Raw genomic sequence first — 13,191 nt, 5'->3', positions numbered from 1 at the left:
AGGAAGACCATGCGTTCATCTTCGCGGCGGCTCCTCGCCTCCGCCGCGCTGGCCGTGCTGACACTGCCGGCGGCCGCGTGCACCAGCGACAGACCCCCGCCCTCCGCCTCCGTCGCGCCGGCCGGGTCCAGCGGTCCGCGGGACAAGGGCACCGGAGCGCAGTCGAAGTTCTTCGTGCAGACCGACTACGACGCCCAGATGGCGATGCGCCGGGCGCAGCCGACCGGCTCGCCGGCCCGACCATGGGAGCAGAGCATCGACCCGCAGCTCGTCGACACCGCCACGTACAAGAAGGCCGCGCCGTACCACCTGTGCTTCTCCAACGCCGCGGTCGACAACCCCTGGCGGCAGGTCGGCTGGAAGACCATGCAGGCGGAGGCCGCCCTGCACAAGGAGATCACGCGCTTCACCGCGCTGGACGCCGAAGGCAAGGACGACAAGCAGATCTCCGACATCGCCGAGCTCCAGGGCAAGGGCTGCGACGTGCTGATCGTCTCGCCCAACACGACCGCGACGCTGACTCCCGCGGTGTCCGGGGCGTGCGCGAAGGTGCCCGTCATCGTGTTCGACCGTGGGGTCCGGACCGATTGCCCGGTCACCTTCATCAAGCCGATCGGCGGCTACGCCTTCGGCTCCGAGGCGGCCGAGTTCCTCATCGACAAGGTCCGGCCCGGCGGGAAGATCCTCGCGCTGCGCATCCTGCCCGGCGTGGACGTCCTGGAGACCCGGTGGTCGGCGGCGAAGGTCGCGTTCGACAAGAGCGATCTCGAGGTCGTCGGCGTGGAGTTCACCGACGGCGACGCCGCCAAGACCAAGAGCATCGTCAGCGACTACATCCAGCGGCACGGCGAGATCGACGGGGTCTGGATGGACTCGGGCGCCACCGCCGTCGCGGCCGTCGAGGCGTTCGAGGACGCGGGCCGGCCGGTACCGCCGATCAACGGCGAGGACCAGCAGGACTTCCTGAAGAAGTGGAGCGACGCGAAGCTGACCGCGATCGCCCCGACCTATCCGACGTACCAGTGGCGCACCCCCGTCATCGCGGCGCTCAAGATCCTCAAGGGCGAGCAGGTGCCCAAGGTCTGGAACCTTCCGCAACCGACGATCACCCAGGACAACCTCGCCACCTACCTCAAGCCCGGCATGCCGCCGCTGCACTACGCCCTGTGCGGCTGTGAGGATCTGCCCGGCTACCCCGGGACGTGGGGTGGCACGCCGTGATCGGCGTCAACACCTGGGTCTGGGTCTCGCCGCTCACCGACGAGTCCCTGGCCGCCCTCGCGCCGCGGATCGCGGCATGGGGATTCGACGTCGTGGAGCTGCCGGTCGAGCACCCCGGCGACTGGGACCCGGGCATGGCGGCGGCCCTCCTGGACGGGCTCGGACTCGGCGCGTCGGTCGTGCTCACGATGCCACCGGGACGCGAGCTCGTCGATGCCTCGCCCCGGCGCGTCCAGGAGACCCAGGACTACCTGCGGCACTGCGTGGACGTGGCGGTGACCGTCGGCGCGCCGGCGGTCAGCGGACCCGCCTACGCCTCCGTCGGCCGGGCCTGGCGGATGAGTCCGGACGAGCGGCGCGCGCTCTACGCCGAGCTGAGGGTGAGCCTCGAACCGGTCGTCGCCTACGCCGCCGAACGCGGGGTCCGGATCGCTGTCGAACCGCTCAACCGGTACGAGACCAGCCTCATCAACACCGTCGAGCAGGCACTCGAAGCCCTTCCGGAGGAATGCGGACTCGCCCTCGACACGTATCACATGAACATCGAGGAGAAGGACCCCCTCGGGGCCGTCCGGCTGGCGGGCGCCAGGATCGAGCACCTCCAGGTGTGCGGAACCGACCGCGGCGCCCCCGGCGGCGACCACTTCGACTGGCCGGGCCTCGCCGCGGCCCTCCGTGACGTGGGCTACCGCGGCCCGCTCGTGATCGAGTCCTTCACCGCCGACAACACGACCATCGCCACCGCCGCATCCGTCTGGCGTCCCCTCGCGCCGAGCCAGGACGCCCTCGCCACCGAAGGCCTCGCCTTCCTTCGCACCCTCACCACCTGACCGACCGATTCTCCCGGAGCCGAGACGGCTCACGCCTTCGCACCTCGACTCCCGACCGTTCACCGGTAACCCCCCAGGAGACCCTCCATGCGAAGATCACGCCTGCTCCCCGCCCTGGCCGCGGCCCTGTTAGGGCTGTTGTGGCTCGCGGTGCCGCCGGCGGCGCACGCGGCCGCTCCGCAGTTCAAGGTGCTGCTGTTCACCAAGACCGCGAGTGGCGCCTACCGGCACGACTCCATCGCCGCCGGTGTCGCGATGTTCCAGCAGATGGCGGCCGACAACAACTTCCAGCTCGACCACAGCGAGGACTCCGCCGTCTTCACCACGGCGACGCTGAACACCTACGACGCGGTGATCATGTTCCAGACCAGCGGCATGGTGTGGGACAACGACGCCCAGCGCCAGGCCGTCCAGGCCTATGTGCGCGGCGGTCACGGCGTCGTCGCCGTCCACAACGCCACCGACATGAACATCGAGGCGCAGTTCCCCTGGTGGGACCAGGTCGTCCTGGCCGGCGCGCACATGACCGCGCATTCGGCGACCCTGCCGGGCACCGCCAAGGTGGCCGACAAGGTGCACCCCTCCACGAAGGGGCTGCCGGACCGGTGGGCGCGTACGGAGGAGTGGTACAACTTCGACAAGAACTCGCGCGGCTCGGTGCACGTGCTGGTGACCGCGGACGAGACCACTTATGACGCGGGGCCGAACAAGATGGGCGCCGACCACCCGATCTCCTGGTGTCACAACCCGGAGGGCGGCCGCGTGTGGGCCACCGCGATGGGCCACCAGGCATCCTCCTACTCGGAGCCGCTGTTCAAGCAGCACCTGCTGGGCGCGGTGACGTGGGCAGCGGGCGCGGCGCCGGGCGACTGCGGCGGCACGGTCGCGGCCCGGTTCCAGAAGGTGACGCTCGACGGCGCGCCGGACCAGCCGATGGAGCTGGACGTGGCCGCCGACGGCAGGGTCTTCTTCGTCTCGCGGTCGGGCAAGGTGAACATGATCCCCGCCAACGGCGGGGGCACGCGCGTCATCGGCACGCTGCCGGTCTACGACGGCGGCGAGGACGGCGCCGTCGGGCTGGCTCTGGATCCCGGCTTCGCCACCAACGGCTGGATCTACGTCAACCACTCGCCGTCCAACGGCGGTGAGGTGAACCGGGTGTCGCGGTTCACCTTCAACGGAACCAGCCTCGACCTGGCGAGCGAGAAGAAGATCATCGAGGTTCCGGCGTACCGCAACGTCGACGAGCCCGGCCACACCGGCGGCTACCTGGCGTTCGGCCCGGGCGGCAACCTGTACATCGGGCCCGGCGACGACACCAACCCCAACGGCTCCAGCGGGTACGCGCCGATCGACGAACGGCCCGGCCGCGAGCACTACGACGCCCAGCGCTCCGCGGCCAACACCAACGACCTGCGCGGCAAGATCCTGCGCATCCACCCCGAAGCCGACGGCACCTACACGGTCCCGTCCGGCAACCTCTTCTCTCCCGGCACCGCCAAGACGCGTCCCGAGATCTACGCGATGGGCTTTCGCAACCCGTTCCGCTTCGCGGTCGACAAGGACACCGGCTGGATCTCGGTGGGTGACTACGGTCCCGACGCGGGCAGCGCGAACCCCAACCGCGGTCCTGAAGGCACCGTGGAGTGGAACCTGATCAAGCAGCCGGGCTTCTACGGCTGGCCGTACTGCGTCGGCGACAACATCCCGTTCAACGACTTCAACTTCGCCACCAACACCTCCGGCGCGAAGTTCACCTGCTCGGCGCCGGTCAACGACTCGCCCAACAACACCGGCCTGACCAGCCTGCCCGCCGCCAAGCCCGCCACGGTCTCGTACAACTACCACGCCTCCGCCGAGTTCCCGGAGATCGACTGCTGCGGCGGCGCGGCCCCGATGGGCGGCCCGTTCTACCACTACGACCGGGCGAGCGCCTCGGACCGCAAGTTCCCGGAGTACTTCGACAAGACCCCGTTCTTCTACGAGTGGAGCCGCAACTTCGTCAAGGAGTTCCGCCTCGACTCCTCCGGCAACCTCCTGAAGATCAATCCGTTCGTCGCCCAGCTCGCACCGCACGCGCCCATCGACATGAAGTTCGGCCCCGACGGCGCCCTGTACTACGCCGACTGGGGCAACGGCTTCGGCCACGACAACACCGACGACGGCGTCTACCGGGTCGACTACGTGGCCGGGAACCGCGCCCCCGTCGCCAGGGCGAGCGCCGACCCCGACTCGGGCAACGCGCCGCTGGCGGTGGCGTTGTCCTCGGCGGGCTCGTCCGACCCGGACGGCGACGCGATCACCTACGCGTGGGACTTCGGCGACGGCGCCACCTCCACCAGCGCCAACCCGTCCCACACCTACACCGCCAACGGCACCTACACCGTCAAACTGACCGTACGGGACTCCGGCGGGAAGACGGGCAGCACCACCCTGACCGTCAGCGTCGGCAATACCCGTCCCAAGGTCGTCTTCTCGGCTCCGCCCGACGGCGGGTTCATCGACTTCGGCGACCAGGTGGCCTACACGGTGAACGTCACCGACCCCGAGGACGGCGCCGTCGACTGCACCAAGGTCAACGTGATCACCGCGCTGGGCCATGACCAGCACGCCCATGACACCGGTCAGTACACCGGTTGCTCAGGGACGGTCGCCACCACCGCCTCCGGCCATGACGAGGCCTCCAATGTCTACTATGTCCTGTCCGCGGACTACACCGACAAGGGCGGCCTGAAGGGCAGCACCGGCATCACCCTGCAGCCCAAGCACAAGCAGGCGGAGCACTTCACCGGCTCGTCCGGGATCCGGATCGTCGATGAGCCCGGAGCCGAGGGCGGCAGGCGGATCGGCGACATCTCCAACAACGACTGGATCTCCTTCACCCCGGTCAACCTGTCCGGAATCGACACGGTGTCCTTCCGTGTCTCGGCGCCGTCCGGCACCGGGGCGTCCATCGAGCTGCACGCCGACTCGCCGACCGGGACACTCATCGCCTCCAGCCCCGTGCCGGCGACGGGGGGATGGAACACCTACGTGTCCCTGCCCGCGGTGCGGGTCAGCCGCCCCGGTGGCACCCACAACGTCTTCGTCGTCTTCAAGGCGCCGTCGGCGAACGCGTTCGACGTCGACTCCTTCACCTTCGCCGGTGAGGGCGTCGGGCAGGGCGGCGCCTCGGGCAGCACGAGCGCGCTGCGAGGCGCCGGGTCGAACCGGTGCCTGGACGTCAACGGCGCCTCGCAGCCCAACGGCGCGCAGGCGCAGATCTGGGACTGCAACGGCCAGTCCAACCAGCAGTGGACCACAACCAGCGCGGGTGAGCTGCGGGCGTCCGGCGGCAAGTGCCTGGACGTCAACGGCGCGGGTACGGCGGACGGCACAGCCGTGATCATCTGGGACTGCAACGGGCAGCCCAACCAGAGGTGGCGCACCAACGCCGACGGCACCATCACGGCGGTCGGGGCGAACAAGTGCCTGGACGTGGCAGGTGCCGGCACCGCCAACGGCACCAAGGTCCAGATCTGGACCTGCAACGGCCAGAACAACCAGAAGTGGAACCGCGTCTGACGCCGACGTGACACCCGGACCTGGAGCCGGCCCGCCCTCCGCGGACCGGCTCCAGCCCCCGGGCCGCGCCGCCGCCTCCGCCATGGGGCTGGGGTCCGCGTCCTCCGGCTCGGTGCGTGACCTCGTACGTGACCTCGTACGTGACCTCGTGCGTGACGAGGCGTCGTAGGCAGGCGTGGGCTTTCCTCGTCAGGGGGTATTCGACGTGGGGCCGAGGGGAACGGTGGCGTCATGGAGCTGTTTCCGGCGATGCCGCTGGCCGAGTGGCAGGACACCAAAGCGACGGTCCATCGGTTCTGCCAGGTGGTGGGCAAGGTCAGGCTCGCGTGCGGGGTCCGGCGCAACCACTGGTGGAACGCGCCGTTCCACCTCACCGGGCGGGGGCTCACCACCCGGCCGATGGGGCAGTCCGACGGCAACCCGATCTTCACGATCGACTTCGACTTCGTCGCCCACCGGCTGATCGTCACCACCCTGGACGGCCGGACGGTGTCGTTCGCCCTGTCCGGCCGGTCGGTGGCGTCGTTCTACCACGAGACCATGGGCGCGCTCGCGGCCCTGGACGTGCGGGTGGACCTGCCCGTGCCGCACCCGTTCGACCTGCCCGACGCCGACCGGCCGTTCGCCGACGACACCGAGCACGCCGCCTACGACCCCGCCATGGTCACCCGCTACTGGCAGGTCCTCAGCCAGGTGAACCTCGTGCTGGAGGAGTTCGCCGCGGGCTACTCGGGCAAGATCAGCCCGGTGCACCACTTCTGGCACACCTTCGACATCGCCTGCACCCGCTTCTCCGACCGGCTGATCGAGCAGCCGCCGGAGGCCGACCCCGTGACCCGGGAGGCGTACTCCCGTGAGGTGATCAGCTCCGGCTTCTGGTTCGGTGACGACGCCTTTCCCGAGGCCGCCTTCTACTCCTACACCGCTCCGGAACCCGCCGGCCTCGTCGAGGAGCCCCTGCGACCCGGCGCCGCGCGGTGGATCGAGCAGCGGGGCGGCCATCTGGCCGTGCTCCCGTACGCCGCCGCCCGCTCCGAGGCCGATCCACGCGCCGGCGTCCTCGACTTCTACGAGAGCGCGTACCAGGCCGGAGCACGACGGGCCGGCTGGGACATCGGCCGCCTGGCCTGCCCGGGCGGCGTCACCGACCCGCTGCTCGACGCCGGGACGTGACCCCGGTCCGGTGGGCCGGCCGGCCGGAGCCGGGCCGGTGGGCCGCGGCGCCGCCCGCCCGAGGGCCGGAGAACCGGCGTCACCGCAGCAGCGCGGCCATCCAGGTCTCGACCTCGTCCGACCGGCGGGGCAGGGCGCCTGACATGAGACGGGCGCCGTCCGCCGTGATCACCAGGTCGTCCTCGATGCGGACTCCGAGCCCCCGGAACTCCTCCGGCAGCGTGAGGTCGTCCGGCTGCAGGTACAGGCCCGGCTCGACGGTCAGGACCTGCCCCTCCTCCAGCACCCCGTCCAGGTACGTCTCGGCCCGCGCCCGCGCGCAGTCGTGGACGTCCAGGCCCAGCATGTGACCGCTGCTGCACAGCGTGTACCGCCGGTACAGGCCCGACTCCATGAGCGCGTCCACCGGGTCCTTCAGCAGCCCCCACTCCCGCAGGCCCTCGCAGACGACCCGCATCGCGGCCAGGTGGAAGTCGCGGAAGCGGGCCCCGGGCCGCAGCGCCGCGATCCCGGCCTCCTGCGCCTCGTACACCAGGTCGTACACCTGCCGCTGCACCGCGCCGAAGCGGCCCGACAGCGGCAGCGTCCGCGTGACGTCGGCCGTGTACAGCGAGTCCGTCTCGACGCCCGCGTCGAGCAGCAGCAGGTCGCCGTCGCGCAGCCGCCCGTCGTTGCGGATCCAGTGGAGCACGCAGGCGTGCGCGCCGGAGGCGACGATGCTCTCGTAGCCGACGGCGTTGCCCTCCAGCCGCGACCGCAGCCCGAACACGCCCTCCAGGTAGCGCTCCCCGCGCGGGTGCCCGAGCGCCGCCGGCAGGGCGCGCACCACGTCCTCGAAGCCGCGCGCCGTGGCGTCGACGGCCGACTGCAGCTCGCCGACCTCCCACTCGTCCTTGACCAGCCGCATCTCCGCCAGGAACGACTCCAGCTCCGCGTCGCCCTCGCCGGGCGGCACCAGCCCGTCCACCCGGGGGTCCACACCGCGCAGCACCCTGGCCGGCCCGCTGAGGACGAGGTCTCTCATGTGCGCGCACTCCACCTGGTACAGCAGCGCCGCCTCCGCCAGGTCCGGCCGCCGTCCCACCCAGAACTCGCCGTAGCGCCGGTCGCGGTAGAACTCCTCGCCCTCCTCGCGCGGCGAACGCGGCCGCACGTACAGGGTGGCCTCGCCGGACGGCTCGACGACGAGCACGTCGTCCGGCTCGCCGGCGCCCGTCAGATACGCGTACGCGCTGTGCGGGCGGAACCGGTGGTCGCTGTCGTTGCTGCGCGTCTTCAACGTCCCGGACGGCACGACCAGCCGCTCGCCGGGGAACCGGGCGGCCAGCGCGGCGCGGCGCTTGGCGGCCCAGGGCGCCACCGGCAGCGGCTCGACGTCGGCGCGCCGGGTGTCGGCCCACCCCGTCCGCATGAACGCCGCCAGCTCCTCTGTGACGGGCAGGTCGTGGCTTCCGGTGTTGAGCTGTTCGGTCATCGGCGCGGGTCCTGACGGCTGGTGCGGGCGGCCCCCGGCGGGGAGGGCCTCTGGTACGGCACGCAGCCTACGACAACCCTTGACGGTCTCCCCACCGGGTTGCTTGCCTGGTAAGACATCCCGTCCGGGCGATTGGCCGCCGCGAGCGACGGGTAACTTGAGAGCCGAGGTGGTGCAGATGCTCATCAGGACGATCCTGCGCAACAAGGGCAACAAGGTGACCACCGTGCCGCCTGATGCGACGGTGCGCGAGCTGCTGGCGGCGCTGGCCGAGTACAACATCGGAGCCGTGGTGGTCTCCTCCGACGGCGTGACGATCACCGGGATCGTGTCCGAACGGGACGTGGTGCGTCACCTGCACGACCTGGGCGCCGACATCCTGGAACGCCCCGTGTCCGCGATCATGACGTCGGAGGTGCGGACCGTCGGCCTGGGCGACAACGTCGACGAGCTGCGCAGGACGATGACGACCCACCGGTTCCGGCACGCGCCCGTCCTCGACGAGGGGCGGCTCGCGGGCATCGTGAGCATCGGCGACGTGGTCAAGAGCTCCATCGAGGAGCTGGAGACCGAGAAGGCGTCGCTGGTCGACTACCTTCACCGGTGACGGAGCTCCCGCCCGTTGACACGGGTGGGACGCTTGTCCGGTGATGTACGGACCTGATCACCCGGGCGACCATCCACGGGCGTCGAGCAGTCCGGTGGTCATCCTGCTGGTGTCGGGCCTGACCGGGTTGGTGGGGTTCGTCATCGGGTTCCTGGCGGGGTTCGGCGCGACGGGGACGGCGGCCGAGCCGGCGCCGCGCATGACGGTGCGGTTCGAGGAGCCGTCGGAGACGCCGCCCACGGCCGCCCCGGAGCCGCCCGGGCAGGCCCGGGAGACGCCCCGGGCGGGTGGCACTCCGGAGGCGGGCGCCATGAGTCCGGGGGCGGTCGGCGCGGGGCGCACGCTCGTCGTGGGCGTGGACATCCAGCCCGGCACGTACAGGACGGCGGGTCCCGCCGAGGGGCAGCCCATGTGTTACTGGGCGCGGCTGCGCAGCACCGTGGCGCAGCCCTCCGAGGTCATCGCGGCCGACATGCCGCGCGGCCCGGCCACCGTCGTGATCGCCCCGACGGACAAGGCCTTCCAGACCGGTGGCTGCGCCGACTGGACCCCCGCCTGACGTCGGTCTTCGAGCAAAGTGGTTGCGGCCTCCGGGGCGAGCCACGAGTCTTACTCGCCATGCGCAAGAATTCGATCTTCGTAACGGCCGCTCTGGCCGGTGCGCTCGCCACCACCGGCCTCACCGGTGGCATAGCTCAGGCCGCGACCGGCCAGACCCCCGGCCCGGCGGCCGTCAAGGCCACCCGCACCCAGAAGCCCACCCGGACGGCGACGCCGAAGCCCACCCGGACGGCGACTCCCAGGCCGAGCCGGACGGCGACGCCGAAGCCGACCGTGACCCGGACGGCGACCGCGACCCCGAAGCCGACCGCCACCTCCAAGGCGACGTCCCCGGCCGCCTCGCTGCCCGCGCCGGTGGCGTGCGCCGGCTGCTGGAAGCCCGCCGTCGAGACGAGCTGGCAGTGGCAGCTCTCCTCCCTGCCGGCCAAGCCCTTCCTCGACGTGCAGATGTACGACATCGACGGTTTCGAGGCCAAGAGCGGCGCCATCGTCAAGGAGCTCAAGGCCGACAAGCCGGGCCGGGGCGTGGTCTGCTACATCAGCGCCGGCTCGCGGGAGGACTGGCGTCCCGACGCCGCGAAGTTCCCCGCGTCCGTTCTCGGCAAGGAGGTCGACGGCTGGAAGGGCGAGCGCTGGCTCGACATCCGCCAGTACGACGGCCCGCTCGGCGACATCATGAAGGCCCGCCTGGACATGTGCAAGGCGGCCGGGTTCGACGCGGTCGAGCCCGACCTCGTCGACGGCTTCGAGAGCGACACCGGCTTCCCGCTCAAGGCCTCCGACCAGCTCGCCTACAACACCTGGTTCGCCAACGAGACGCACAAGCGCGGCATGTCGGTCGCGCTCAAGAACGACATCGAGCAGATCCCGCAGCTCCTGCCGTACTTCGACTTCGCGGTGAACGAGGAGTGCTGGTCCAACAGCGAGTGCACCACCGCCCAGAACGGCGGTGACCACGGCTACGACCAGTTCGTCAAGGCCGGCAAGGCCGTCTTCCAGGTCGAGTACGACCTGGCCACGAGCAAGTTCTGCGCCCGGTCGAACGCCCAGAACTTCAACTCCCTGCTCAAGGACCTGGACCTCACCGCCAAGCGCACCGCCTGCCGCGGCAGGTAGCGCTCCGGACCCGACCGGCCCTGGCTGCTCGACCCGGGCGTGGCCCGCGTAGGAGGATGCAGCCAGGCCACCTCGAGGAGGACGACATGCCGGTGCTGCGGAGTCTCATGGAGAGCGTGCGCGACGGGAGGATCGAGGTCGTCGACCTGACCGCGCCCCTGTCCGAGGACACGCCGATCCTCCGGTTGCCGGAGCCGTTCGGCAACACGATCCCGTTCCGGCTGGAGGAGATCAGCCGCTACGACGACCGCGGCCCGGCCTGGTACTGGAACGACATCCACACGGGCGAGCACTCCGGAACGCACTTCGACGCGCCGATCCACTGGGTGACCGCCCGCGACGGCCAGGACGTCTCCCAGGTGCCGCCGCGCAGCCTGCTCGCCCCGGCCGTCGTGCTGGACCTCTCCGCCGAGGCGGGCAAGGACGCCGACTTCCTGCTCCAGATCGGCCACGTCAAGGAGTGGGAGCGGGCCAACGGGCCGCTGCCCGACGGCGGCTGGCTGCTCTACCGCACCGGCTGGGACGCGCGGTCGGGCGAGCAGGGCGCGTTCCTCAACGCCGACGAGACCGGGCCGCACACGCCGGGCATCTCGGTGGAGTGCGCGCGCTGGCTCGCCGAGGAGACGCCCATCCTCGGGCTGGGCGTCGAGACCGTCGGCACGGACGCGGGCGCGGCCCACTCCTTCGAGCCGGCGTTCCCGTGCCACGCGTTCCTGCTGGGCGCCGGCAAGTACGGCCTGACCCAGCTCCGCAACCTCGACCGGCTGCCGGTCACCGGCGCCGTGGTGATCGCCCCGCCGCTGCCCATCGTCGGCGGCTCGGGCAGCCCGGTCCGCGTCCTCGCCCTCGTCGAGCACGAGGCGGGACAGGACGAGCGGCCGGGACAGGACGAGCGGGCGGGGCAGGCGGGGTGATCGTCGCCGAGGCGGTGGGGCGGACGCTCGCCTCGCTCGGCGCCGAGGCCGTCTTCGGCGTCGTCGGGAGCGGCAACTTCCACGTCACCAACGCCCTCGTGGAGCACGGCGCCCGCTTCGTCGCCGCGCGGCACGAGGGCGGCGCGGCGACGGCCGCCGACGCCTACGCCCGCACCAGCGGCAAGGTCGGGATCCTGTCGGTCCACCAGGGGCCGGGCCTGACCAACGCCATGACGGGCGTCGCCGAGGCCGCCAAGAGCCGCACCCCGCTGGTCGTGCTGGCGGGCGAGGCCACGGACGCCCGTTCCAACTTCCACATCGACCAGGACGCCCTGGTCCGGGCCGTCGGCGCCGTGCCGATGCGGGTCTCCTCCGGCACCGACGCCGTCGAGCAGACCGTCAACGCCTTCCGGACCGCCCGGGAGGACCGGCGCACCGTCCTGCTCAACCTGCCGCTCGGCGCGCAGACGGACGTCGTGCCGTGGCGGGGGCCGCTGGGGGAGTTCCTCGACCAGATCGTCTCCGCCGGGCGGGCCGCCGCGTCCGTCCCGCTCCTGCCGCACGCCGTGCCGGGCGCCGGTGACGTCGAGGAGCTGGCCGGGCTGCTCGCGGCGGCGCGGCGGCCGGTGTTCGTGGCCGGCCGCGGCGCCCGGCACGCCCGGCGCGAGCTGGAGGAGCTGGCCGGCCTCACCGGCGCGCTGCTGGCCACCTCCGCGGTCGCGCGCGGCCTGTTCCGCGGCAACCCCTGGGAGCTGGACGTGAGCGGCGGGTTCGCCACGCCGCTGGCCGCCGAGCTGATCCGCGACGCCGACCTCGTCGTCGGCTGGGGCTGCGCGCTGAACATGTGGACCACCCGCCACGGCACTCTCATCGGCCCGGACACGGTGCTCGTGCAGGTGGACCTCGACGACGCCGCCATCGGCCTGCACCGGCCCGTACGGCTCGGCCTGACCGGCGACACGGCCGCCACGGCCCGCGCCGTGATCGCCGCCGCCACCGTCTCCGGGAAAGTCGCCTTCTCCGGGGAAGGCACCTTGTCCGGGGAAGGCGACGACGAGAGGTACGGGTACCGTTCGCCGGAGCTGGCCCGGCGCATCGCCGCCCAGGGCCGCTGGCGCGACGTGCCGTACACCGACGAGGGCGGCGGCGGCCGGATCGACCCGCGCACGCTGACCATCGCCCTGGACGACCTGCTGCCCGCCGAGCGGACCGTGGCCGTCGACTCGGGCAACTTCATGGGCTACCCGTCGATGTTCCTGGATGTGCCCGACGAGCGGGCCTTCTGCTTCACGCAGGCGTTCCAGTCGGTCGGACTCGGGCTCGCCACCGCCATCGGGGCTGCCGTCGCCCGGCCCGACCGGCTGACCGTCGCCGCCCTCGGCGACGGCGGCGCGCTGATGAGCGCGGCCGAGCTGGAGACCGTCGTGCGGCTCGGGCTGCCCATGGTGGTCGTGGTGTACGACGACGAGGCGTACGGGGCGGAGGTGCACCACTTCGGGCCGCACGGCTACCCGCTCGACCTGGTGACCTTCCCGCCGGCCGACCTGGCGGCGATCGGCAGGGGGTACGGGTTCGAGGCCGTCACGGTGACCGGGCGGGCGGACCTGTCAGGCGTCGCACGATGGCTGGAGGGGGCCCGGGAGCGCCCTCTGCTGGTCCACGCCCGGGTGACCCGGGATCGGGCGTCGTGGTGGCTGGAGGAGGCGTTCAAGGGCCATTAGCGCGTCCGGC

General features: G+C 71.7%; 12 protein-coding genes. 10 read left to right on the top strand and 2 right to left on the bottom strand.

What is annotated here, in order from left to right:
* The first annotated feature begins 9 nt into the window (after positions 1-9).
* The 5 genes from MTP10_RS24315 to MTP10_RS24295 all read left to right on the top strand — a co-directional run bounded on the left by MTP10_RS24315 (position 10) and on the right by MTP10_RS24295 (position 6,788).
* On the top strand, positions 10-1,221 hold the full coding sequence (locus MTP10_RS24315) for a substrate-binding domain-containing protein (protein ID WP_310711918.1): 1,212 nt from the start codon (positions 10-12) through the stop codon (positions 1,219-1,221).
* On the top strand, positions 1,218-2,051 hold the full coding sequence (locus MTP10_RS24310; protein WP_310711917.1) for a sugar phosphate isomerase/epimerase family protein: 834 nt from the start codon (positions 1,218-1,220) through the stop codon (positions 2,049-2,051). The genes MTP10_RS24315 and MTP10_RS24310 overlap by 4 nt, the downstream gene beginning before the upstream one ends.
* 87 nt (positions 2,052-2,138) lie before the next feature.
* Positions 2,139-5,615 carry a lectin gene (locus MTP10_RS24305; protein ID WP_310711916.1) on the top strand — a complete coding sequence of 1,159 codons (3,477 nt, stop codon included), beginning with the start codon at positions 2,139-2,141 and terminating at the stop codon, positions 5,613-5,615.
* Between the two features lie 7 nt (positions 5,616-5,622).
* A complete protein-coding gene (locus tag MTP10_RS24300) occupies positions 5,623-5,784 on the top strand; it encodes a hypothetical protein (RefSeq protein ID WP_310711915.1) in 162 nt (53 codons plus the stop codon).
* A 62-nt stretch (positions 5,785-5,846) separates the two neighbouring features.
* Positions 5,847-6,788: a DUF5996 family protein gene (locus MTP10_RS24295; protein ID WP_310711914.1), complete on the top strand. Its 942-nt coding sequence runs from the start codon at positions 5,847-5,849 to the stop codon at positions 6,786-6,788.
* 79 nt (positions 6,789-6,867) lie between these two features.
* On the opposite strand, the gene MTP10_RS24290 is transcribed toward MTP10_RS24295, so the two are convergent.
* Positions 6,868-8,262: an aminopeptidase P family protein gene (locus MTP10_RS24290; protein WP_310711913.1), complete on the bottom strand. Its 1,395-nt coding sequence runs from the start codon at positions 8,260-8,262 to the stop codon at positions 6,868-6,870.
* Between the two features lie 178 nt (positions 8,263-8,440).
* On the opposite strand from MTP10_RS24290, the gene MTP10_RS24285 reads away from it, so the two are divergent.
* Both MTP10_RS24285 and MTP10_RS24280 read left to right on the top strand, forming a co-directional pair.
* Complete coding sequence (locus MTP10_RS24285) at positions 8,441-8,869, top strand: CBS domain-containing protein (protein WP_310711912.1); 429 nt, start codon at positions 8,441-8,443, stop codon at positions 8,867-8,869.
* 40 nt (positions 8,870-8,909) lie between these two features.
* Positions 8,910-9,428: a hypothetical protein gene (locus MTP10_RS24280; RefSeq protein ID WP_310711911.1), complete on the top strand. Its 519-nt coding sequence runs from the start codon at positions 8,910-8,912 to the stop codon at positions 9,426-9,428.
* Between the two features lie 136 nt (positions 9,429-9,564).
* Here MTP10_RS24280 and MTP10_RS24275 read toward each other — a convergent pair whose 3' ends face one another.
* Positions 9,565-9,858: a hypothetical protein gene (locus MTP10_RS24275; protein ID WP_310711910.1), complete on the bottom strand. Its 294-nt coding sequence runs from the start codon at positions 9,856-9,858 to the stop codon at positions 9,565-9,567.
* 19 nt (positions 9,859-9,877) lie between these two features.
* Here MTP10_RS24275 and MTP10_RS24270 point away from each other — a divergent pair, with 19 nt between their 5' ends.
* From MTP10_RS24270 to MTP10_RS24260, 3 genes are all read left to right on the top strand, one after another.
* Positions 9,878-10,546 (top strand): endo alpha-1,4 polygalactosaminidase, encoded by a 669-nt coding sequence (locus MTP10_RS24270; RefSeq protein WP_310711944.1) that lies wholly within the window; start codon positions 9,878-9,880, stop codon positions 10,544-10,546.
* Positions 10,547-10,632: 86 nt separating this feature from the next.
* Positions 10,633-11,460, top strand: a complete 828-nt coding sequence (locus MTP10_RS24265; protein ID WP_310711909.1) for a cyclase family protein — start codon at positions 10,633-10,635, stop codon at positions 11,458-11,460.
* Positions 11,457-13,181, top strand: coding sequence for a thiamine pyrophosphate-binding protein (locus tag MTP10_RS24260; RefSeq protein WP_310711908.1), 1,725 nt, complete (start codon positions 11,457-11,459; stop codon positions 13,179-13,181). The genes MTP10_RS24265 and MTP10_RS24260 overlap by 4 nt, the downstream gene beginning before the upstream one ends.
* Positions 13,182-13,191 lie beyond the last annotated feature (10 nt).

This window comes from Nonomuraea sp. 3-1Str (genome assembly GCF_031570565.1).
Lineage (GTDB): Bacteria > Actinomycetota > Actinomycetes > Streptosporangiales > Streptosporangiaceae > Nonomuraea.
Note: the sequence above shows the minus strand (reverse complement) of the source record. Positions and strands in the feature narration are given on the sequence as shown.

Excerpts from the sequence above, each read along its gene's own strand:
- MTP10_RS24270 (WP_310711944.1), top strand. The coding sequence starts at position 9,878 with ATGTACGACATCGACGGTTTCGAGGCCAAGAGCGGCGCCATCGTCAAG.
- MTP10_RS24265 (WP_310711909.1), top strand. The coding sequence starts at position 10,633 with ATGCCGGTGCTGCGGAGTCTCATGGAGAGCGTGCGCGACGGGAGGATC.
- MTP10_RS24305 (WP_310711916.1), top strand. The coding sequence starts at position 2,139 with ATGCGAAGATCACGCCTGCTCCCCGCCCTGGCCGCGGCCCTGTTAGGG.
- MTP10_RS24290 (WP_310711913.1), bottom strand. The coding sequence starts at position 8,262 with ATGACCGAACAGCTCAACACCGGAAGCCACGACCTGCCCGTCACAGAG.
- MTP10_RS24295 (WP_310711914.1), top strand. The coding sequence starts at position 5,847 with ATGGAGCTGTTTCCGGCGATGCCGCTGGCCGAGTGGCAGGACACCAAA.
- MTP10_RS24315 (WP_310711918.1), top strand. The coding sequence starts at position 10 with ATGCGTTCATCTTCGCGGCGGCTCCTCGCCTCCGCCGCGCTGGCCGTG.
- MTP10_RS24285 (WP_310711912.1), top strand. The coding sequence starts at position 8,441 with ATGCTCATCAGGACGATCCTGCGCAACAAGGGCAACAAGGTGACCACC.